Origin of the sequence: Streptomyces sp. NBC_00385, assembly GCF_035917155.1 — a bacterium.
Classification (GTDB): Bacteria; Actinomycetota; Actinomycetes; order Streptomycetales; family Streptomycetaceae; genus Streptomyces; species Streptomyces poriferorum.
Window position 1 is genome coordinate 7339573 of sequence record NZ_CP107951.1, and the last position, 22314, is coordinate 7361886.

At 70.5% G+C, this 22314-nt stretch carries 20 protein-coding genes; 19 read left to right on the forward strand and 1 reads right to left on the reverse strand.

The annotated features are described in order from the left end of the window. Positions 1 to 99: 99 nt before the first annotated feature. The 13 genes from OG959_RS32760 (at position 100) to nusB (ending at position 13442) form a co-directional block, all read left to right on the forward strand. Positions 100 to 540 (forward strand): DUF948 domain-containing protein, encoded by a 441-nt coding sequence (locus OG959_RS32760; RefSeq protein WP_326666777.1) that lies wholly within the window; start codon positions 100 to 102, stop codon positions 538 to 540. Positions 541 to 547: 7 nt separating this feature from the next. Continuing rightward, positions 548 to 898, forward strand: coding sequence for a DUF6167 family protein (locus OG959_RS32765; protein ID WP_326664302.1), 351 nt, complete (start codon positions 548 to 550; stop codon positions 896 to 898). Further along, positions 898 to 3567 carry an alanine--tRNA ligase gene (alaS, locus tag OG959_RS32770; RefSeq protein WP_326664304.1) on the forward strand — a complete coding sequence of 890 codons (2670 nt, stop codon included), beginning with the start codon at positions 898 to 900 and terminating at the stop codon, positions 3565 to 3567. The genes OG959_RS32765 and alaS overlap by 1 nt, the downstream gene beginning before the upstream one ends. Before the next feature lie 14 nt (positions 3568 to 3581). Then, entirely contained in the window at positions 3582 to 4046 is a 465-nt protein-coding gene (ruvX, locus tag OG959_RS32775) for a Holliday junction resolvase RuvX (RefSeq protein WP_442805762.1), read from the forward strand. 95 nt (positions 4047 to 4141) lie between these two features. Continuing rightward, on the forward strand, positions 4142 to 5872 hold the full coding sequence (mltG, locus tag OG959_RS32780) for an endolytic transglycosylase MltG (RefSeq protein ID WP_326664306.1): 1731 nt from the start codon (positions 4142 to 4144) through the stop codon (positions 5870 to 5872). Beyond that, entirely contained in the window at positions 5859 to 6695 is an 837-nt protein-coding gene (locus tag OG959_RS32785; protein WP_326664308.1) for a shikimate dehydrogenase, read from the forward strand. Before mltG ends, OG959_RS32785 begins: the two co-directional genes overlap by 14 nt. Before the next feature lie 146 nt (positions 6696 to 6841). After that, positions 6842 to 8026: a chorismate synthase gene (aroC, locus tag OG959_RS32790; protein ID WP_326664310.1), complete on the forward strand. Its 1185-nt coding sequence runs from the start codon at positions 6842 to 6844 to the stop codon at positions 8024 to 8026. A gap of 53 nt (positions 8027 to 8079) precedes the next feature. Beyond that, entirely contained in the window at positions 8080 to 9678 is a 1599-nt protein-coding gene (gene aroB, locus OG959_RS32795; RefSeq protein WP_326666779.1) for a 3-dehydroquinate synthase, read from the forward strand. Continuing rightward, positions 9675 to 10115 (forward strand): type II 3-dehydroquinate dehydratase, encoded by a 441-nt coding sequence (gene aroQ / locus OG959_RS32800; protein ID WP_136327435.1) that lies wholly within the window; start codon positions 9675 to 9677, stop codon positions 10113 to 10115. Before aroB ends, aroQ begins: the two co-directional genes overlap by 4 nt. 137 nt (positions 10116 to 10252) lie before the next feature. After that, a complete protein-coding gene (locus OG959_RS32805; protein ID WP_326664314.1) occupies positions 10253 to 11161 on the forward strand; it encodes a Pro-rich N-terminal domain-containing protein in 909 nt (302 codons plus the stop codon). Between the two features lie 123 nt (positions 11162 to 11284). Further along, entirely contained in the window at positions 11285 to 12391 is a 1107-nt protein-coding gene (locus OG959_RS32810; RefSeq protein WP_326664316.1) for an aminopeptidase P family protein, read from the forward strand. Positions 12392 to 12441: 50 nt separating this feature from the next. Next, positions 12442 to 13008, forward strand: a complete 567-nt coding sequence (gene efp / locus OG959_RS32815; RefSeq protein ID WP_014157376.1) for an elongation factor P — start codon at positions 12442 to 12444, stop codon at positions 13006 to 13008. A 2-nt stretch (positions 13009 to 13010) separates the two neighbouring features. Next, the gene (nusB, locus tag OG959_RS32820; protein WP_024490948.1) at positions 13011 to 13442 is read left to right on the forward strand and encodes a transcription antitermination factor NusB; all 432 of its coding nucleotides are present in this window, start codon (positions 13011 to 13013) and stop codon (positions 13440 to 13442) included. A 167-nt stretch (positions 13443 to 13609) separates the two neighbouring features. On the opposite strand, the gene bldD is transcribed toward nusB, so the two are convergent. Next, entirely contained in the window at positions 13610 to 14110 is a 501-nt protein-coding gene (bldD, locus tag OG959_RS32825; protein ID WP_018103903.1) for a transcriptional regulator BldD, read from the reverse strand. A 221-nt stretch (positions 14111 to 14331) separates the two neighbouring features. Here bldD and pyrR point away from each other — a divergent pair, with 221 nt between their 5' ends. The 6 genes from pyrR to carB all read left to right on the forward strand — a co-directional run bounded on the left by pyrR (position 14332) and on the right by carB (position 22312). After that, positions 14332 to 14916: a bifunctional pyr operon transcriptional regulator/uracil phosphoribosyltransferase PyrR gene (gene pyrR / locus OG959_RS32830; RefSeq protein ID WP_148016313.1), complete on the forward strand. Its 585-nt coding sequence runs from the start codon at positions 14332 to 14334 to the stop codon at positions 14914 to 14916. 87 nt (positions 14917 to 15003) lie between these two features. Continuing rightward, entirely contained in the window at positions 15004 to 15984 is a 981-nt protein-coding gene (locus OG959_RS32835) for an aspartate carbamoyltransferase catalytic subunit (protein ID WP_326664320.1), read from the forward strand. 2 nt (positions 15985 to 15986) lie between these two features. Next, a complete protein-coding gene (locus OG959_RS32840) occupies positions 15987 to 17273 on the forward strand; it encodes a dihydroorotase (protein WP_326664322.1) in 1287 nt (428 codons plus the stop codon). Next, positions 17270 to 17872 carry a PH-like domain-containing protein gene (locus OG959_RS32845; RefSeq protein ID WP_326664324.1) on the forward strand — a complete coding sequence of 201 codons (603 nt, stop codon included), beginning with the start codon at positions 17270 to 17272 and terminating at the stop codon, positions 17870 to 17872. The genes OG959_RS32840 and OG959_RS32845 overlap by 4 nt, the downstream gene beginning before the upstream one ends. Next, the gene (carA, locus tag OG959_RS32850; protein WP_326664326.1) at positions 17869 to 19011 is read left to right on the forward strand and encodes a glutamine-hydrolyzing carbamoyl-phosphate synthase small subunit; all 1143 of its coding nucleotides are present in this window, start codon (positions 17869 to 17871) and stop codon (positions 19009 to 19011) included. Before OG959_RS32845 ends, carA begins: the two co-directional genes overlap by 4 nt. Further along, positions 19004 to 22312 (forward strand): carbamoyl-phosphate synthase large subunit, encoded by a 3309-nt coding sequence (gene carB / locus OG959_RS32855; protein WP_326664328.1) that lies wholly within the window; start codon positions 19004 to 19006, stop codon positions 22310 to 22312. The genes carA and carB overlap by 8 nt, the downstream gene beginning before the upstream one ends. Positions 22313 to 22314: the final 2 nt, after the last annotated feature.

Genomic DNA, 22314 nt, shown 5'->3' on the forward strand with positions numbered 1-22314 from the left:
GGGCACGGCGACCGGCCGCCGCGACGGCCCCGCCGAACAGCAGGAAACAAGACAGACAGACGACAAGCCAGAGAGCGGTGCACTGTGTCCGGTGGTGAGGTGGCCGGGATCCTGGTGGCCGTCTTCTGGGCGATCCTGGTTTCGTTCCTCGCCGTCGTACTGGTGAGGCTCGCCCAGACGCTCAGGGCGACCACGAAACTCGTGGCGGACGTGACCGAACAGGCCGTCCCGCTGCTCGCCGACGCCTCCGCGACCGTACGATCCGCGCAGACCCAGCTCGACAAGGTCGACGCGATCGCGACGGACGTCCAGGAAGTCACCTCCAACGCCTCGGCCCTCTCCACCACCGTCGCCTCCACCTTCGGCGGCCCGCTGGTCAAGGTCGCGGCGTTCGGCTACGGGGTCCGGCAGGCCATCGGCCGCAAGGCGAGCCCCGAACCGGAAGCGCGCTCCCGGCGCTCGGTGATCGTCGGCCGGACCGTGCCGTCCGCGCGTGGCAGGAAGCGCAACGGCAGAAACTCCCGCGGATCGAAGGACTGACGCAGCGATGTTCCGCCGTACGTTCTGGTTCACCGCCGGCGCAGCCGCCGGCGTCTGGGCCACCGCCAAGGTCAACCGGAAGATCAAGCAGCTGACCCCCGAGAGCCTCGCGGCGCAGGCCGCCGACAAGGCGCTCGTGGCCGGTCACAAGCTCAAGGACTTCGCCCTGGACGTCCGCGAGGGCATGGCCAGACGCGAGGCCGAACTGGGCGAGGCGCTCGGGCTCGAAGCCCCCGTCGACCCCGATCTCCCCGTGCAGCGCCACTTCGCCGTCGAGGCGGCCGAGCCCGAGGCGCCCCGCAGACTTCCCCCCACGTCACGCACCTACAACTCGTACAACCGGAATGAGGACCACTGATGGAGTCGGCAGAAATCCGCCGCCGCTGGCTGAGCTTCTACGAGGAGCGCGGTCACACCGTCGTCCCTTCGGCGTCGCTCATCGCGGACGACCCGACTCTGCTGCTGGTCCCGGCCGGCATGGTGCCCTTCAAGCCGTACTTCCTGGGCGAGGTCAAGCCGCCCGCACCCCGCGTCACCAGCGTGCAGAAGTGCGTCCGTACACCGGACATCGAGGAGGTCGGCAAGACCACCCGGCACGGCACGTTCTTTCAGATGTGCGGGAACTTCTCCTTCGGTGACTACTTCAAGGAAGGCGCCATCGAGTACGCCTGGGAGCTGCTGACCAGCTCCGTGGCGGACGGCGGCTTCGGTCTCGACCCCGAGCGGCTGTGGATCACGGTCTACCTCGACGACGACGAGGCCGAGCAGATCTGGCGCGACAAGATCGGTGTCCCGGCCGAGCGCATCCAGCGCCTCGGCAAGAAGGACAACTTCTGGTCCATGGGCGTTCCCGGCCCCTGCGGCCCCTGTTCCGAGATCAACTACGACCGCGGCCCCGAGTTCGGCGTCGAAGGCGGCCCGGCCGTCAACGACGAGCGGTACGTGGAGATCTGGAACCTGGTCTTCATGCAGTACGAGCGCGGCGCCGGCGACGGCAAGGACGACTTCCCGATCCTCGGCGACCTGCCCTCCAAGAACATCGACACCGGGCTCGGCCTCGAACGCCTTGCGATGATCCTGCAGGGCGTACAGAACATGTACGAGACCGACACCCTGCGCGTCGTCATGGACAAGGCCACCGAGCTCACCGGGGTCCGCTACGGCGCCGCCGCCGGCACGGACGTCTCGCTGCGCGTGGTCGCCGACCACATCCGTACCTCCGTCATGCTCATCGGCGACGGCGTCACCCCCGGCAACGAGGGCCGCGGCTACGTGCTGCGCCGCATCATGCGCCGGGCCATCCGCAACATGCGGCTGATGGGCGCCACCGGTTCGGTCGTGAACGAGCTGGTCGACGTCGTGATCAACACGATGGGGCAGCAGTACCCCGAGCTGATCACCGACCGCAAGCGCATCGAGACCGTCGCGCTCGCCGAGGAAGCCGCCTTCCTCAAGGCCCTCAAGGGCGGCACCAACATCCTGGAGACCGCCGTCACGGAGACCAAGGCCGCCGGCGGCCAGGTCCTCGCCGGTGACAAGGCGTTCCTGCTCCACGACACCTGGGGCTTCCCGATCGACCTCACCCTGGAGATGGCCGCGGAGCAGGGCCTCTCCGTGGACGAGGACGGCTTCCGCCGCCTCATGCAGGAGCAGCGGGACAAGGCGAAGGCCGACGCCAGGGCCAAGAAGACCGGTCACGCGGACCTCTCCGCCTACCGCGAGGTCGCGGACAACTCGGGCGTCACCGAGTTCACCGGCTACCTCTCCACCGAGGGCGAGTCGACCATCGTCGGTCTCCTCGTCGACGGCGTCTCCTCGCCCGCCGCCTCCGAGGGCGACGAGGTCGAGGTCGTCCTGGACCGAACCCCGTTCTACGCCGAGGGCGGCGGCCAGCTCGCCGACCAGGGCCGGATCCGGCTCGACAACGGCGCCGTGATCCAGGTGCGCGACGTCCAGCAGCCGGTCCCCGGCGTCTCCGTGCACAAGGGCTCGGTCCAGGTCGGCGAGGTGACGGTCGGCGCCCCCGCCTTCGCCGCCATCGACAACACCCGCCGGCGCGCCATCGCCCGCGCCCACAGCGCCACCCACCTCACGCACCAGGCGCTGCGCGACGCGCTCGGACCGACGGCCGCCCAGGCCGGTTCGGAGAACTCCCCGGGCCGCTTCCGCTTCGACTTCGGTTCGCCCGCCGCCGTACCCGGCACGGTCCTCGTCGACGTCGAGCAGAAGATCAACGAGGTCCTGTCGCGGGAGCTCGACGTCCAGGCCGAGGTCATGTCGATCGACGAGGCGAAGAAGCAGGGCGCCATCGCCGAGTTCGGCGAGAAGTACGGCGAGCGGGTCCGCGTCGTCACCATCGGCGACTTCTCCAAGGAGCTGTGCGGTGGTACGCACGTCGGCAACACGGCCCAGCTCGGCCTGGTGAAGCTGCTCGGCGAGTCGTCCATCGGCTCCGGTGTGCGCCGTATCGAGGCACTCGTCGGCGTCGACGCGTACAACTTCCTCGCCAAGGAGCACACGGTCGTCGCCCAGCTCCAGGAGCTGGTCAAGGGCCGCCCCGAGGAGCTCCCGGAGAAGATCGCCTCCATGCTCGGCAAGCTGAAGGACGCCGAGAAGGAGATCGAGAAGTTCCGCGCGGAGAAGGTCCTGGCGGCCGCCGCCGGGCTGGTCGACTCCGCCAAGGACGTACGGGGCGTCGCCCTGGTCACCGGCCAGGTGCCGGACGGCACCTCGGCCGACGACCTGCGCAAGCTCGTCCTCGACGTCCGCGGGCGCATCCAGGGCGGCCGGCCGGCCGTCGTGGCCCTGTTCACCACGGCCAACGGGCGCCCGCTCACCGTCATCGCCACCAACGAGGCCGCCCGCGAGCGCGGTCTCAAGGCCGGTGACCTGGTCCGTACCGCCGCCAAGACGCTCGGCGGCGGTGGCGGCGGCAAGCCGGACGTCGCCCAGGGCGGCGGCCAGAACCCGGACGCCATCGGCGACGCCGTCGCCGCTGTCGAACGCCTCGTCACCGAGACGGCGTGACGCCGGACATGACGATGCGCCGCGGTCGCCGGCTGGCGATCGACGTCGGGGACGCCCGCATCGGGGTCGCCTCGTGCGACCCCGACGGGATCCTTGCCACGCCGGTGGAGACCGTGCCGGGACGCGACGTCCCGGCCGCCCACCGGCGGCTCGGGCAGATCGTCGCGGAGTACGAGCCGATCGAGGTCATCGTCGGTCTGCCCCGCTCCCTGGGCGGCGGTGAGGGCCCGGCCGCGGCCAAGGTCCGCGCGTTCACCGATGTGCTCGCCCGCGCGGTTGCACCCATTCCGGTGCGATTGGTGGACGAGAGGATGACCACAGTGACGGCCAGTCAAGGGCTGCGCGCATCGGGCGTGAAGTCCAGAAAAGGCCGATCCGTCATCGATCAGGCTGCCGCTGTGGTGATCCTCCAGAACGCTCTGGAGTCCGAACGGGCTTCGGGCAATCCACCCGGCGAGGGCGTCGAAGTGGTTGTCTGATCGCGATACGGTAACGTTCCGCGCGATGCGGCGGTGTTCGAACAAACACCGCACAGCAAAGAGACGGAACCTCGTCTCGCGGCTCAAGGGGATCGATGACTGAGTATGGCCGGGGCCCCGGCTCCGAACCGTGGCATCCCGAGGATCCCCTGTACGGGGACCAGGGATGGGGAGGCCAGCAGCCTGCCCACGGCCAGAGCCAGTACGGCGGCCAACAGCCCGACCCGTATGCCCAGCAGCAGCCGCAGGACCCGTACGCCCAGCAGCAGTATCAGCAGCAGCCGCAGGACCCTTACGCGCAGCAGCAGCAGCACCAGCAGCACCAGCAGGATCCGTACGCCCAGCAGCAGCCGCAGTACCAGCAGCAGCCCTCGTACGGTCAGCAGCAGGACCCGTACGCCCAGCAGCCTTCCTACAACGGCGGCTGGGACACCGGTCAGCAGCCCGCCGCGATGCCGTACGAGGGCCAGCCCGGCGCCTCGTACGGCTACGGCGAGACGAATGACTACTACGGCACCCCCGAGGCGTACCCGCCGCCGCAGCCCCCGGGCCGCCGGGAGGCCGAACCCGCAGCGGCCCCGGCGCAGAACCCGGACTGGGACCCCGAGGTCCAGCCGGAGGAGACCCACCCGTTCTTCACGGGCGCGGACGACGGCGAAGCCAAGGACGACGACGAGTACGACGACGACCCGCGTGAGTCCCGCCGCGGGAACGGCGACGGCGAGCGCCGCGGCAAGGGCAAGAAGAAGAAGGGGCGCAGCGGCTGCGCCTGTCTGGTCGTCTCCCTCGTCCTGGCCGGCGGCCTCGGCGGAGTCGGTTACTTCGGCTACTCCTTCTACAAGGACAAGTTCGGCTCGGCGCCCGACTACGCGGGTAGCGGCTCGGGGTCCGTCGAGGTGGAGATCCCGAAGGGCGCGTACGGGTACGACATCGGCAACATCCTGAAGAAGGCCGGTGTCGTCAAGAGCGTCGACGCGTTCGTCTCCGCGCAGAACGAGAACCCCAAGGGAAAGTCGATCCAGGCGGGGGTCTATCTCCTCCACGAGGAGATGTCGGCGTCCGAGGCCGTGAAGATGATGGTCGACCCGAAGAGCCAGAACCTTCTGGTGATTCCCGAGGGAACCCGCAATGTGGCCGTCTACGCGATGGTCGACAAGAAGCTGGGCCTCAAGAAGGGCACGACGCAGGCCGTCGCCAAGTCCAAGAAGTCCGACCTCGGCCTGCCCGACTGGGCCGGGAGGAACAAGGACATCAAGGACCCGCTGGAAGGATTCCTCTACCCGGCCGCGTACCCGGTGACGAAGGAGACCAAGCCCGAGGCGATTCTGGAGAAGATGGTCTCCAGGTCGAACGAGGAGTACAAGGACCTCGGCCTCGAAGCGGCCGCCAAGAAGTACAAGCTGGACGGCCCGTGGCAGGTACTCACCGTGGCCAGCCTCGTCCAGGCGGAAGGCCTCACGCACGACGACTTCCGCAAGATGGCCGAGGTCGTCTACAACCGCCTGAAGCCTGACAACGTGGCCACCAACCGCAAGCTCGAATTCGACTCGGCGTTCAATTACCTCAAGAACCAGAGCGAGATCAAGATCAGGTCGAACGAGATCCGGACCAACCCGGATCCCTACAACACCTACTACCACGCCGGTCTTCCGCCCGGGCCCATCGGCAACCCCGGGGACGAGGCCCTGCGCGCGACGCTGAGTCCCACTGCCGGCGGGTGGATGTTCTTCATCTCGCTCGACGGGAAGAAGACCCAGTTCACCAAGACGGCCGCGGAGCACGAGAAGCTCAACGAGAAGTTCAAGGAACTGCATGGCCTCGACTGACCGGCGCCACCGGGCAGCCGTCCTCGGCTCGCCCATCGCCCACTCGCTCTCCCCGGTCCTGCACCGGGCCGCGTACGCCGAACTCGGCCTCGACGACTGGTCGTACGACCGGTTCGACGTGGACGAGGCGGCGCTGCCCGGCTTCGTCGAGGGGCTGGACTCCTCCTGGGCCGGGCTCTCCCTCACGATGCCGCTGAAGCGGGCGATCATCCCGCTGCTGGACTCCGTCAGCGAGACCGCAGCCTCCGTCGAGGCCGTGAACACGGTCGTCTTCACCGAGGACGGCGGGCGGGCCGGCGACAACACGGATATCCCCGGCATGATCGCCGCCCTGCGCGAGCGCGGCGTGGAGAAGGCCGAGTCCGCCGCCGTCCTCGGCGCCGGAGCCACCGCCTCGTCCGCTCTTGCCGCGCTCTCGCAGATCTGTACGGGACCGGTGACGGCCTACGTCCGCAGCCGCGAGCGCGGTGACGAGATGCGGGGCTGGGGCGAGCGGCTCGGGGTCGAGGTGCACATCGCTGACTGGGCCGAGGCCGAGCAGGCGCTGCACGCCCCGCTGATCATCGCGACCACCCCGGCCGGTGCCACGGACGGACTGATGGACGCCGTACCGGAGCATCCCGGCACGCTGTTCGACGTGCTGTACGAGCCCTGGCCCACTGGCCTTGCCTCTACTTGGGAGCGCTGCGGTGGTGCAGTCATCGGAGGTCTCGACCTCCTGGTGCACCAAGCCGTCCTCCAGGTCGAGCAGATGACGGGCCGTTCGCCCGCGCCGCTGGCCGCCATGCGCCAGGCCGGCGAACAGGCCCTGGCCGCCCGCTGAAGCCACACCCGGCCCGTCCGTCCGTCCGTCTGCTGGACCGGCGGCGGGCCGGAGGGTCCGGTCGTGGGAGGATCGAGGGCGGCGGGCCAGGGCCGCGCACCCGGTCGCGCCGTTGGAGTTAACAGGCGCGAGCATGAGGAGCACCGTTGAGCAGGTTGCGCTGGCTGACCGCCGGAGAGTCGCACGGCCCCGCACTGGTGGCGACGCTGGAGGGTCTTCCCGCCGGCATCCCCGTCACCACGGAGATGGTGGCGGACGCGCTCGCCAGGCGACGGCTCGGATACGGGCGTGGCGCCCGGATGAAGTTCGAGAAGGACGAGGTGACCTTCCTCGGCGGGGTCCGGCACGGCCTGACCATGGGCTCGCCCGTCGCCGTGATGGTGGGCAACACCGAGTGGCCCAAGTGGGAGCAGGTCATGTCGGCCGACCCGGTCGACCCCGAGGTGCTGGCCGCCCAGGCCCGTAACGCGCCGCTGACCCGCCCCCGGCCCGGTCACGCCGACCTCGCGGGTATGCAGAAGTACGGCTTCGACGAGGCCCGGCCGATCCTGGAGCGCGCCAGCGCCCGGGAGACCGCGGCCCGCGTCGCCCTCGGCGCCGTCGCCCGGTCGTACCTCAAGGAGACGGCCGGCATCGAGATCGTCAGCCACGTGGTGGAACTCGCGGCGGCCAAGGCGCCGTACGGGGTCTACCCGGTGCCCTCCGACGTGGAGAAGCTGGACGCCGACCCGGTGCGCTGCCTCGACGCCACCGCGAGCAAGCAGATGATCGCCGAGATCGACCAGGCCCACAAGGACGGTGACACGCTCGGCGGTGTGGTCGAGGTGCTGGCGTACGGAGTGCCGGTCGGTCTCGGCTCGCACGTGCACTGGGACCGGCGCCTCGACGCCCGCCTCGCCGCCGCGCTCATGGGCATCCAGGCCATCAAGGGAGTCGAGGTCGGGGACGGCTTCGACCTCGCCCGGGTGCCGGGTTCGCAGGCGCACGACGAGATCCTGGTGACCGAGGACGGGATCAGGCGGGCCTCCGGCCGTTCCGGCGGAACCGAGGGCGGACTGACCACCGGCGAGCTGCTGCGTGTCCGGGCCGCGATGAAGCCGATCGCGACCGTGCCGCGCGCGCTCGCCACCGTCGACGTGCAGACCGGTGAGCCGGCCAAGGCCCACCACCAGCGCTCCGATGTCTGTGCCGTTCCGGCCGCCGGCATCGTCGCCGAGGCGATGGTCGCCCTCGTCCTCGCCGACGCGGTCGCGGAGAAGTTCGGCGGCGACAGCGTCGCCGAGACGCACCGCAACGTCCAGTCGTACCTCGACCACCTCCAGATCCGATGAGCGCTCCGGTGAGCGACCCGGCGAGCGGTCCGCTGATCGTCCTGGTCGGGCCGATGGGCGTCGGCAAGTCCACGGTCGGCGAGCTGCTCGCCGACCGGCTGGGCACCGGCTACCGGGACACCGACGCCGATGTCGTCGCGAAGGCCGGCAAGCCCATCTCGGAGATCTTCTACGACGAGGGCGAGGAGCACTTCCGCGAGCTGGAGCGGCAGGCCGTCCGGGCCGCGGTCGCCGAACACGGGGGAGTCCTCTCGCTCGGCGGGGGCGCCGTCCTCGACGAGGCGACGCGCGCCCTGCTCGCCGACCACGCCGTCGTCTACCTCTCGATGGACGTCGACGAGGCGGTGAAGCGGGTCGGGCTCAACACCGCGCGCCCGCTGCTCGCCGTGAACCCGCGCCGGCAGTGGCGCGAACTCATGGAGGCCCGCCGCCACCTCTACACGGAGGTGGCCCGCGCGGTCGTCGCGACCGACGAGCGCACACCGGAAGAGGTCGCCCAGGCGGTCCTCGACGCACTGGAGCTGCCGGACGCGCCGTCCGGCCGGGAGAACCGAACGATGACCGACCAGGCCCCCACCCGTATCCAGATCGCCGGCAGCGCCGGCACCGACCCGTACGAGGTGCTGATCGGCCGGCAACTCCTCGCGGAGCTGCCCACGCTCATCGGTGAGCGCGCCCAGCGCGTCGCGGTCCTGCACCCGGAGGCGCTCGCCGAGACCGGCGAGGCGGTCCGCCAGGACCTCGCGGACCAGGGCTACGAGGCCATCGCGATCCAGCTGCCCAACGCCGAGGAGGCCAAGACCGTCGAGGTCGCCGCCTACTGCTGGAAGGCGCTCGGCCAGACCGGCTTCACCCGTACCGATGTCATCGTCGGCATCGGCGGCGGCGCGACCACGGACGTCGCGGGCTTCGTCGCCGCCTCCTGGCTGCGCGGGGTGCGCTGGATCGCCGTACCCACGACCGTGCTCGGCATGGTCGACGCGGCCGTCGGAGGGAAGACCGGCATCAACACCGCCGAGGGCAAGAACCTCGTCGGCGCCTTCCACCCGCCGGCCGGCGTGCTCTGCGACCTGGCCGCGCTGGACTCGCTGCCGGTCAACGACTACGTCTCCGGCATGGCGGAGATCATCAAGGCCGGCTTCATCGCCGACCCGGTGATCCTCGACCTCGTCGAGGCGGACCCGCAGGGCGCGCGTTCGCCGCAGGGGCCGCACACCTCCGAGCTGATCGAGCGGGCCATCCGGGTCAAGGCCGAGGTCGTGTCCAGCGACCTCAAGGAGTCCGGGCTCCGCGAGATCCTCAACTACGGGCACACGCTGGCCCACGCGATCGAGAAGAACGAACGCTACAAGTGGCGCCACGGCGCGGCCGTCTCGGTCGGCATGGTCTTCGCCGCCGAACTCGGCCGCCTCGCCGGACGCCTGGACGACGCCACCGCCGACCGGCACCGCACCGTCCTGGAGTCCGTCGGACTGCCGCTCACCTACCGCGGCGACCAGTGGCCCAAGCTGCTGGAGAACATGAAGGTCGACAAGAAGTCCCGCGGCAACCTGCTGCGCTTCATCGTCCTGGACGGCCTCGGCAAGCCGTCCGTGCTGGAGGGTCCCGACCCGGCCGTGCTGCTCGCGGCCTACGGTGAGGTCTCGGCGTGACCCGCCGGGTGTTCGTCCTCAACGGGCCCAACCTCGGCCGGCTCGGCTCCCGGGAGCCCGACGTCTATGGAGCCACTTCGTACGCCGGCCTCGTCGACACCTGCCGCACCCTCGGCAAGGAGCTCGGCTTCGACGTCGACGTCCGCGAGACGAACGACGAGGGGGAGCTGATCCGCTGGCTCCACGAGGCAGCGGACGGTTCAATTCCGGTCGTTCTCAACCCGGGCGCCTTCACCCACTATTCGTACGGGATGCGGGACGCGGCGGCCCAGCGCACCGCCCCGCTGATCGAGGTGCACATCTCGAACCCGTACGCGCGGGAGGAATTCCGCCACCACTCCGTGGTCGCGCCCGTGGCCACCGGGACCGTGGCCGGATTCGGTATCGGCTCCTACCGGCTCGCCCTGCGCGCGCTGGCGGACGAGCTGACGGACTGACGCACCGCAGCACCGGAAGGCCGACTGGCCGACGGGCACTGTGGACCCTCCCCGGCCGTTGCCTCCATGGCGGCCGGGGAAGGTACGGTTGCCGTTCCACCAGCGCCAGTTGCCTGTACGAGACGGAGTGCCACCGGATGCAGCACGCAGTGGGGGCCCCGCTGCCGCCGCCCCAGGGACCCGGGAACGGGCCCGTCGGCTGGTCGCACCAGGCCCAGCACCCCGGCCACCAGGGCCCGCCGGTCCCCGGCCCGGCCCGCCCGCCGGTCCAGCCCCCGGCCGGCCCGCCCGTCCAGCCCCCGGCCGGTCACCCGGGTCCACCGCCCCCGGCGCCACCCGCTCCGCAGGGGCCGGGCGGCCAGGGCTGGACCGGACCCGCCCCGCACCACGCGCCGGCCCCTGTCTCCAGGGAGACCACCGGGCACGTCCAGCTGCCGCCCGGCGGACCCGTACCGCTGCCCGTGCCGCCCGCCGGGCCCGGCACCGGCACCGCGACCCTCGCCGTCCTCCTGATCGGCCCGGCAGGCGCCGGGAAGACCACGGTGGCCAAGCTCTGGGCCGCCCGCCGCCGCGTCCCCACCGCCCACGTCAGCCTCGACGACGTCCGTGAGTGGGTCTGCTCCGGCTTCGCCGACCCGCAGGCCGGGTGGAACGACCAGTCCGAGGCCCAGTACCGGCTGGCCCGCCGCACCTGCGGCTTCGCGGCCCGCAACTTCCTCGCCAACGGCATCTCCTGCATCCTCGACGACGCGGTCTTCCCGGACCGCCCCGTCGTCGGCCTCGGAGGCTGGAAGCGCCACGTCGGCCCCGGTCTGCTCCCTGTCGTCCTGCTGCCGGGCCTGGAGGTCGTCCTGGAGCGCAACGCCGCCCGCAGCGGCAACCGCCGTCTCTCCGACGAGGAGGTCGCCCGGATCCACGGCCGGATGGCCGGCTGGTACGGCTCCGGTCTGCCGATCATCGACAACTCCACGTACGACGTGGAGACGACGGCGCGCGTCCTGGACGACATACTCGCCCGCTCCCTCGCGAGCCCTCCGTCCTGGTGAGCCGGTGGCCCGCCGGGCGACGGCCGGGTGCCGAGGGCTGAGGACCGGGGGCTGAGGGCCGGGCGCCCCCCGGTCGGATGCGCTGACCGCGCGGGCCCGGGCCCGCGCTCGTACGCTCGATGCATGTCAGAGGTGTACGCCGTCCGCCGCGGGCTGCTCCGCGACCGGTGCGCCGCAGTCGGATCCGCGGCCGCCCTGGTCTCCCGCCCCGCCAATGTCCGCTACCTGGCGGGCGGAGCGCCCCCGGGGGCCGTGCTGCTGCTCGGCCCCGACGAGGACGTCCTGCTCTGCCCCCGCCCCCCGACCGGTGATCCGGCCGACGGGCGCACCGACGAACAGCTGCGTGTCGACCTCCTGTCGGTGACCGGCGGTGATCCCGTGGTCGCCGCCGCGGATCTGGCCACCGCGGGCGGGGCGGAGTCCCTGGCCGTCGAGGAGCACGACCTGACGGTCGCCCGGCACCGGGCCATGGCCTCGGTCGCCCCGAAGCTCCGGCTGGCCGACCTCGGCGCCAGCGTCGAGCAGCTGCGCATCGTCAAGGACGAGGAGGAGATCGGCTGCCTGCGGATCGCCGCCGAGATCACCGACCAGGCGCTGGGCGAACTTCTCGAATCGATCCTCGTCGGCCGCACGGAGCGGCATCTCGCGCTCGAACTGGAACGCCGGCTGGTGGATCACGGCGCCGACGGGCCCGCCTTCGCGACATCCGTCGCCACCGGCCCCAACTCCGGCCGGGGCCGTCACCGCCCCTCTGACCGACGGGTCGAGGAAGGAGATTTTCTCTCCGTCTGCCTCGGCGCCAACTACCGCGGCTACCGGGTCGAGATCGGCCGCACCTTCGTCATCGGAACGGCTCCGGCCGACTGGCAGATCGAGCTCTACGACCTGGTTTTCGCCGCTCAGCGGGCCGGACGCGAGGCTCTCGTGCCCGGCGCCGCCTACCGTGACGTCGACCGTGCGGCCCGCCATGTACTGGACTCCGCGGGGCATGGTGAGGGCCTCGCACCCTGGACCGGGCACGGGGTGGGGCTCGAAATCGACGAGGACCCGCAGCTGGCACCCGCTGCCATGGGTAAACTGGACGCTTGTGTGCCGGTCACCGTCGAACCGGGGGTCCACCTCCCGGGCCGGGGCGGAGTCCGGATCGATGACACGCTCGTCGTGCGCCCCGAGGCGGACGGCGGACCCGAGCTACTCACCATTACGACCAAGGAGCTGCTCGCGCTCTAGCGCGCATCCTTGGCCGTTCCACCAGCTTCAGTCCAGGAGATTCCGCAACCGTGGCTTCCACGAACGACCTCAAGAACGGCCTGGTGCTCAAGCTCGACGGAGGCCAGCTCTGGTCCGTCGTCGAGTTCCAGCACGTCAAGCCCGGCAAGGGCCCGGCCTTCGTGCGCACCAAGCTCAAGAACGTGCTGTCCGGCAAGGTCGTCGACAAGACGTTCAACGCCGGCGTGAAGGTCGAGACGGCCACCATTGACCGGCGCGACATGCAGTTCTCGTACATGGACGGCGAGTACTTCGTCTTCATGGACATGGACACGTACGACCAGCTGATGGTCGACCGCAAGTCCGTCGGCGACGCCGCCAACTTCCTGATCGAGGGCTTCACCGCCTCCGTCGCCCAGCACGAGGGCGAGGTGCTCTACGTCGAGCTGCCGGCCGCCGTCGAGCTGACCATCCAGCACACGGACCCGGGCGTCCAGGGCGACCGGTCCACCGGTGGCACCAAGCCCGCCACGCTGGAGACCGGCTACGAGATCGGTGTTCCGCTCTTCATCACCACCGGTGAGAAGATCAAGGTCGACACCCGCTCGGGCGATTACCTCGGCCGGGTGAACAGCTAACCGTGGCTGCCCGGAATACGGCCCGCAAGCGAGCCTTCCAGATCCTCTTCGAGGCCGACCAGCGCGGTGAGTCCGTGCAGACGGTCCTCGCGGACTGGGTCCGGCACTCGCGGTCCGACACCCGTCAGCCGCCGGTCACCGAGTACACGATGGAGCTCGTCGAGGGGTACGCGCAGTACGCGGACCGGATCGACGACCTCATCGTCACCTACGCCGTGGACTGGGAGATCGACCGCATGCCGGTCGTCGACCGGAACATCCTGCGGCTCGGTGCGTACGAGCTGATCTGGGTGGACGCGACACCCGACGCGGTGGTGATCGACGAGGCGGTGCAGATCGCCAAGGAGTTCTCCACCGATGACTCCCCGTCCTTCGTGAACGGCCTGCTGGCCCGTTTCAAGGACCTCAAGCCGAACCTGCGCCGGGAGCAGTAGCCCCCGGCGGCGTTCTGCCGACGAAGGGCCCACGGTCGCGAGACCGTGGGCCCTTCGGCATGTCCGGGGCCGCCCCGTGCGCACTGCCCGGAAAACGGAAACGCCGGGTCCGGCGGGGCGCCCGGAAAGGGCCCCGCCGACCCGGCGGTACGTTTCTGCTGGGGTGGTCAGCCCTCGTCGTGAGCGACCGCGCGGCGCGCGTCGGCGTCCAGGACGCCCCAGCTGATCAGCTGTTCCGTGAGCACGGACGGCGACTGGTCGTAGATCACGGCCAGCGTGCGCAGGTCGTCCTGGCGGATCGAGAGCACCTTGCCGTTGTAGTCGCCGCGCTGGCTCTGGATCGTCGCCGCGTAGCGCTGCAGGGGTCCGGCCTTCTCCGGCGGGACGTGGGCGAGGCGCTCGAGCTGGAGCACGAGCTTCGGCGGCGGCTCGGCGGCCCCGCCGGGCGTCGTGCCGGGCAGGAGCTCCTGCACGGGGACCCCGTAGAAGTCCGCCAGCTCGGCCAGGCGCTGCACGGTCACGGCACGGTCGCCGCGCTCGTACGAGCCGACGACGACGGCCTTCCAGCGGCCCTGGGACTTCTCCTCCACGCCGTGGAGGGAGAGGCCCTGCTGGGTGCGGATGGCACGGAGCTTGGCCCCGAGCTGTTTTGCGTATTCGCTGGACATAAGGCTCCCCGGACGCTGGAACATTGTGCGGCTCCGCCGCGTGGCTGGTAACTCACTGTGAGGTTACGCAGCGTTACTTGGGTGCGTCAAGCTGAATGGTCCGGACCGGCACCTCCCGGGGGTGGGACAAGGGCCCTGCTCAGGCCCTGGTAACGTGGATGACGCAATTTCGACGTCCTTTAAGATCCGTCCCGAGAGGCGGAGAAGGAGGTCCGTTTCTTATGGACGCACAGCACGACGCCACCGGCAATGCGGCACGCCCCGTTCTCGAGGCTCCCGACATCGCCCGAGTACTGACCCGCATCGCCCACGAGATCGTCGAACGCGCCAAGGGCGCCGACGACGTGGTGCTCCTCGGCATCCCGACCCGGGGCGTCTTCCTCGCCCGCCGGCTCGCCGACAAGCTCGAAGAGATCACCGGCCGGAAGATGCCGGTCGGCTCGCTCGACATCACCATGTACCGCGACGACCTGCGGATGCGCCCCGCGCGCGCCCTGGCCCGCACCGAGATCCCCGGCGAGGGCATCGAGGGCCGTCTGGTGGTCCTCGTCGACGACGTCCTCTTCTCCGGCCGCACGATCCGCGCCGCCCTCGACGCGCTCGGCGACATCGGCCGGCCCCGTGCGGTGCAGCTCGCGGTCCTCGTGGACCGCGGACACCGCGAACTCCCGATCCGTGCCGACTACGTCGGCAAGAACCTCCCCACGTCGCTGCGGGAGACGGTCAAGGTCCAGCTCGCCGAGGAGGACGGCCGCGACGCCGTGCTGCTCGGGGTCGAGCAGGCCGCCCCGGCGGTCGAGCGATAGCTGCCCTTCCCGTACGGCCCACCTGCCGTACGGCGGCTTCCGCACGCCCGCACGCCTGAACCCTCCAGCCACCCGGAGAACACCCAGATGAAGCGCCACCTCATCTCGGCCGCCGACCTCACCCGCGACGACGCCGTCCTGATCCTCGACACCGCCGAGGAGATGGCCAGGGTCGCGGACCGGCCGATCAAGAAGCTCCCGACCCTGCGCGGCCGTACCGTCGTCAACCTCTTCTTCGAGGACTCGACGCGTACCCGCATCTCCTTCGAGGCAGCCGCCAAGCGGCTGTCCGCCGATGTCATCAACTTCTCCGCCAAGGGCTCCTCGGTCTCCAAGGGCGAGTCCCTCAAGGACACCGCCCTGACCCTGGAGGCGATGGGCGCCGACGCCGTCGTCATCCGGCACGGCGCCTCCGGGGCCCCGTACCGCCTGGCCACCTCGGGCTGGATCGACGGCGCGGTCGTCAACGCGGGCGACGGGACGCACGAGCACCCCACCCAGGCGCTCCTGGACGCCTTCACCATGCGCCGCAGGCTGGTCGGGCCCGACACCGGGCTCGGCAAGGACCTCGACGGCCGCCGGATCACGATCGTCGGCGACATCCTGCACAGCCGCGTCGCCCGCTCCAACGTCCACCTGCTGACCACCCTCGGCGCCCACGTCACCCTGGTGGCCCCGCCCACCCTGGTCCCCGTCGGCGTCGAGCAGTGGCCCTGCGACATCAGCTACAGCCTCGACGAGGTGCTGCCGAAGTCGGACGCTGTGATGATGCTTCGTGTGCAGCGTGAGCGGATGAACGCCGCGTACTTCCCGACCGAGCGCGAGTACTCCCGCCGCTACGGCCTGGACGGCGAGCGGATGGCGAAGATGCCCGAGCACGCCATCGTCATGCACCCCGGCCCGATGGTCCGCGGCATGGAGATCACCGCGGAGGTGGCCGACTCCGACCGGTGCACGGTCGTCGAGCAGGTCGCCAACGGCGTCTCGATCCGCATGGCCGTGCTCTACCTGCTGCTCGGCGGCTCCGAGCCCGCCGCTCCCACCGCCCGTACCGAGGAGAACAAGTAACCATGAGCAAGATCCTTATCCGCGGCGCGAAGGTCCTCGGCGGCGAACCCCAGGACGTCCTCATCGACGGCGAGACCATCGCCGCGGTCGGCACCGGGCTCGACGCCGGCGACGCCACCGTCATCGACGCGGCGGGCCAGATCCTGCTGCCCGGCCTCGTCGACCTCCACACCCACCTGCGCGAGCCCGGCCGCGAGGACTCCGAGACCGTCCTGACCGGCACCAAGGCCGCCGCGGTCGGCGGCTTCACCGCCGTCCACGCCATGGCCAACACCTTCCCGGTCGCCGACACCGCCGGAGTCGTCGAGCAGGTCTGGCGGCTCGGCAAGGAGTCCGGCTACTGCGACGTGCAGCCCATCGGCGCCGTCACCGTCGGCCTGGAGGGCAAGCAGCTCGCCGAACTCGGCGCCATGCACGATTCGGCCGCCGGAGTGAAGGTCTTCTCCGACGACGGCAAGTGCGTCGACGACGCCGTGATCATGCGCCGCGCCCTGGAGTACGTGAAGGCGTTCGACGGAGTCGTCGCCCAGCACGCCCAGGAGCCCCGGCTCACCGAGGGTGCCCAGATGAACGAGGGCATCGTCTCGGCCGAGCTCGGTCTCGGCGGCTGGCCCGCCGTCGCCGAGGAGTCGATCATCGCCCGCGACGTGCTGCTGGCCGCCCACGTCGACTCCCGCGTCCACATCTGCCACCTGTCGACCGCCGGCTCCGTGGAGATCGTCCGCTGGGCCAAGTCCAAGGGCTGGAACGTCACCGCCGAGGTCACTCCGCACCACCTGCTCCTCACCGACGAGCTCGTCCGGTCCTACAACCCGGTCTACAAGGTGAACCCGCCGCTGCGCACCGAGGCCGACGTCATGGCCCTGCGCGAGGCTCTCGCCGACGGCACCATCGACTGCGTCGCCACCGACCACGCCCCGCACCCCCACGAGGACAAGGACTGCGAGTGGGCCGCCGCCGCCATGGGCATGGTGGGCCTGGAGACCGCGCTCTCAGTCGTCCAGCAGACGATGGTGGACACCGGTCTGATCGACTGGGCCGGCGTCGCCGACCGCATGTCCTTCCGCCCCGCCGCCATCGGCCGCCTCGACGGACACGGCCGGCCCGTCTCGGAGGGCGAGCCCGCCAACCTCACCCTGGTCGATCCGGCATACCGTGGAGTCGTGGACCCCGCGGGATTCGCCTCCCGCAGCCGCAACACCCCCTACGAGGGGCGCGAGCTGCCGGGCCGAGTGACCCACACCTTCCTGCGGGGCCGTGCCACGGTCGTCGACGGGAAACTCGCGTGACAACACTCAGCCCCAACCACCAGCTGTACCGACTGGCCGCCGAGCAGAAGTCGGCGGAGGTCACCGACTGGTCCGCCCGCATCAGCTGGGTGATCGGACTCATCGTCCTCATCGCCTTCGTCTACTGGCTCATGCGCCAGGGATGGAAGTGGCGCGGCAGCCTCCAGTCCGGTCTCTCCGACCTCGCGACCACCCCGGACGGCTTCGCGGACGGCGAGAAGCTGCTCACGCTGACCGGGCGCTACCACGCCTCGACCACGGCCGGGCAGTGGCTCGACCGCATCGTCGCCCACGGCCTCGGCACCCGCAGCCGCGTCGAGCTCACCCTCACCGAGCAGGGCCTCGACGTCGTACGGCCCGGCGCGACGGACTTCTTCGTCCCCGCCGCCGACCTGCGCGAAGCCAGGACCGACAAGGCCCTCGCGGGCAAGGTCCTGCCCGAGGGCGGTCTGCTGGTCATCACCTGGGCGCTCGGCGACCAGCTGATCGACTCCGGATTCCGCTCCGACCACTCGGCCGAGCACGCCGCCTGGGTCGAAGCCGTCAACGGCCTTGGCCGCACTCATCTCACCAGCACTACGGAAGGCACCGCACGATGACGATCTCCACCCGGGGAGCCGCCAAAGCTCCCGCCGTACTCGTCCTGGAGGACGGCCGCGCCTTCCGCGGCCGCGCCTACGGGGCTGTGGGGGAGACCTTCGGTGAGGCGGTGTTCTCCACCGGCATGACCGGCTACCAGGAGACGCTGACCGACCCCTCGTACCACCGCCAGGTCGTCGTGATGACCGCCCCGCACGTCGGGAACACCGGTGTGAACGACGAGGACCCCGAGTCGAAGCAGATCTGGGTAGCCGGCTACGTCGTCCGCGACCCCGCCCGGGTGCCCTCCAACTGGCGCTCCCGCCGGTCCCTGGACGAGGAGCTCGTGAGCCAGGGCGTCGTCGGCATCAGCGGCATCGACACCCGCGCCCTCACCCGACACCTGCGTGAGCGCGGCGCGATGCGCGTCGGCATCTTCTCCGGGAACGCCATCGCCGACGAGGGCACGCTCCTCGCCCGGGTGCGCCAGGCTCCCGAGATGAACGGCGCCGACCTCTCCGCCGAGGTCGCCACCAAGGAGACCTACGTCGTCCCCGCGATCGGCACCAAGAAGTTCACCGTCGCCGCGATCGACCTCGGCATCAAGGGCATGACCCCGCACCGGATGGCCGAACGCGGCATCGAGGTACACGTCCTGCCCGCCACCGCCACGCTGGAGGAGGTGTACGCGGTGCAGCCCGACGGCGTCTTCTTCTCCAACGGCCCCGGCGACCCCTCCACCGCCGACCACCCGGTCTCCGTCATGCAGGGCGTCCTGGAGCGGAAGACCCCGCTCTTTGGCATCTGCTTCGGCAACCAGATCCTGGGCCGCGCGCTCGGCTTCGGCACGTACAAGCTGAAGTACGGCCACCGCGGCATCAACCAGCCCGTGCAGGACCGCTCGACCGGCAAGGTCGAGGTCACCGCGCACAACCACGGGTTCGCCGTCGACGCCCCGCTCGACAAGGTCTCCGACACCGCCTACGGGCGCGCCGAGGTCTCCCACGTCTGCCTGAACGACCAGGTCGTCGAGGGCCTCCAGCTCCTCGACCGGCCGGCCTTCAGCGTCCAGTACCACCCCGAAGCAGCCGCCGGCCCGCACGACGCCGCGTACCTCTTCGACCGCTTCGTATCCCTGATGGAGGACCAGCGTGCCTAAGCGCTCCGATATCCAGTCCGTCCTGGTCATCGGCTCCGGTCCGATCGTCATCGGTCAGGCCGCCGAGTTCGACTACTCCGGCACCCAGGCCTGCCGCGTCCTCAAGGCCGAGGGCCTGCGCGTCATCCTGGTGAACTCCAACCCGGCGACGATCATGACCGACCCGGAGATCGCCGACGCCACGTACGTCGAGCCGATCACCCCCGAGTTCGTCGAGAAGATCATCGCCAAGGAGCGCCCCGACGCGCTGCTCCCGACCCTGGGCGGCCAGACCGCGCTCAACACCGCGATCTCCATGCACGAGAACGGTGTCCTGGAGAAGTACGGCGTCGAGCTCATCGGCGCCAACGTAGAGGCCATCAACAAGGGCGAGGACCGCGAGCTCTTCAAGGGCGTCGTCGAGGCCGTCAAGGCGAAGATCGGCTACGGCGAGTCCGCCCGGTCCGTCATCTGCCACTCGATGGACGACATCATGAAGGGCGTCGACACCCTCGGCGGCTACCCCGTCGTCGTCCGCCCCTCCTTCACCATGGGCGGCGCCGGCTCCGGCTTCGCCCACGACGAGGAGGAGCTGCGCCGCATCGCCGGACAGGGCCTCACGCTCTCCCCGACCACCGAGGTGCTCCTGGAGGAGTCCATCCTCGGCTGGAAGGAGTACGAGCTGGAGCTGATGCGCGACAAGAACGACAACGTCGTGGTCGTCTGCTCCATCGAGAACTTCGACCCGATGGGCGTCCACACGGGTGACTCGATCACCGTCGCCCCGGCGATGACCCTCACCGACCGTGAGTACCAGCGGCTGCGCGACATCGGCATCGCGATCATCCGCGAGGTCGGCGTCGACACCGGCGGCTGCAACATCCAGTTCGCCATCGACCCGGCCGACGGCCGCGTCATCGTGATCGAGATGAACCCGCGCGTCTCCCGCTCCTCGGCGCTCGCCTCCAAGGCCACCGGCTTCCCGATCGCCAAGATCGCCGCCAAGCTGGCCGTCGGCTACACGCTCGACGAGATCCCCAACGACATCACCGAGAAGACGCCGGCCTCCTTCGAGCCGACCCTCGACTACGTCGTGGTCAAGGCCCCGCGCTTCGCCTTCGAGAAGTTCCCCTCCGCCGACTCCACCCTCACCACCACCATGAAGTCGGTGGGCGAGGCCATGGCGATCGGCCGGAACTTCACCGAGGCGCTGCAGAAGGCGCTGCGCTCCCTGGAGAAGAAGGGCTCGCAGTTCGCCTTCACCGGCGAGCCCGGCGACAAGGCGGAGCTGCTGGCCGAGGCGGTCCGCCCGACCGACGGCCGGATCAACACCGTCATGCAGGCGATCCGGGCCGGCGCCACCCAGGAAGAGGTCTTCGACGCCACGAAGATCGACCCCTGGTTCGTCGACCAGCTCTTCCTGATCAAGGAGATCGCCGACGAGCTGGCCGCCGCCGACAAGCTCGTCCCCGAACTGCTGGCCGACGCCAAGCGGCACGGTTTCTCCGACGTCCAGATCGCCGAGATCCGCGGGCTGCGCGAGGACGTCGTCCGCGAGGTGCGGCACGCGCTCGGTATCCGCCCGGTCTACAAGACGGTCGACACCTGCGCCGCCGAGTTCGCCGCGAAGACGCCGTACTTCTACTCCTCCTACGACGAGGAGAGCGAGGTCGCGGCCCGCACCAAGCCCGCGGTGATCATCCTCGGCTCCGGTCCCAACCGCATCGGCCAGGGCATCGAGTTCGACTACTCCTGCGTCCACGCCTCCTTCGCGCTGAGCGACGCCGGCTACGAGACCGTGATGGTCAACTGCAACCCGGAGACGGTCTCCACCGACTACGACACCTCCGACCGCCTGTACTTCGAGCCGCTGACGCTCGAGGACGTGCTGGAGATCGTGCACGCCGAGTCCCTCGCGGGCCCGATCGCGGGTGTCATCGTCCAGCTCGGCGGCCAGACCCCGCTGGGCCTGTCGCAGGCGCTGAAGGACAACGGCGTGCCCGTCGTCGGCACCTCCCCGGAGGCGATCCACGCCGCCGAGGACCGCGGCGCCTTCGGCCGCGTGCTCGCCGAGGCCGGTCTCCCGGCCCCGAAGCACGGCACCGCCACCACGTTCGCCGAGGCCAAGGCCATCGCCGACGAGATCGGCTACCCCGTCCTCGTACGCCCCTCGTACGTGCTCGGCGGCCGCGGCATGGAGATCGTGTACGACGAGACCCGGCTCTCCTCGTACATCGCCGAGTCCACCGAGATCAGCCCCACCCGGCCGGTCCTGGTCGACCGCTTCCTCGACGACGCGATCGAGATCGACGTCGACGCGCTCTACGACGGCACCGAGCTCTACCTCGGCGGCGTCATGGAGCACATCGAGGAGGCCGGTATCCACTCCGGGGACTCCGCCTGCGCCCTGCCCCCGATCACGCTCGGCGGCTACGACATCAAGCGGCTGCGCGCCTCCACCGAGGGCATCGCCAAGGGCGTCGGCGTGCGCGGACTGATCAACATCCAGTTCGCGCTCTCCGGCGACATCCTCTACGTCCTCGAAGCCAACCCGCGCGCCTCCCGCACCGTCCCCTTCACCTCGAAGGCGACCGCGGTGCCGCTCGCGAAGGCCGCCGCCCGCATCTCGCTGGGCGCGACCGTCGCGGAGCTGCGCGAGGAGGGCCTGCTGCCCAAGCACGGCGACGGCGGCACCCTGCCGCTCGACGCGCCGATCTCCGTCAAGGAGGCCGTCATGCCGTGGTCGCGCTTCCGCGACGTCCACGGGCGTGGCGTCGACACGGTGCTGGGCCCGGAGATGCGCTCCACCGGTGAGGTCATGGGCATCGACTCCGTCTTCGGCACGGCGTACGCCAAGTCGCAGGCAGGCGCCTACGGTCCGCTGCCCACCAAGGGCCGCGCGTTCATCTCGGTCGCCAACCGCGACAAGCGCACGATGATCTTCCCCGCCCGCGAGCTCGTCGCCCACGGCTTCGAGCTGATGGCCACCTCCGGCACCGCCGAGGTGCTCAAGCGCAACGGCATCAACGCCACCGTCGTGCGCAAGCAGTCCGAGGGCGAAGGCCCGAACGGCGAGAAGACCATCGTCCAGCTCATCCACGACGGCGAGGTCGACCTCATCGTCAACACGCCGTACGGAACCGGTGGCCGGCTCGACGGCTACGAGATCCGCACCGCGGCCGTCGCCCGGTCCGTGCCGTGCCTCACCACGGTCCAGGCGCTCGCCGCGGCGGTCCAGGGGATCGACGCACTCAACCACGGCGACGTGGGCGTCCGATCGCTCCAGGAACACGCGGAACATCTGACCGCGGCCCGCGACTAGAA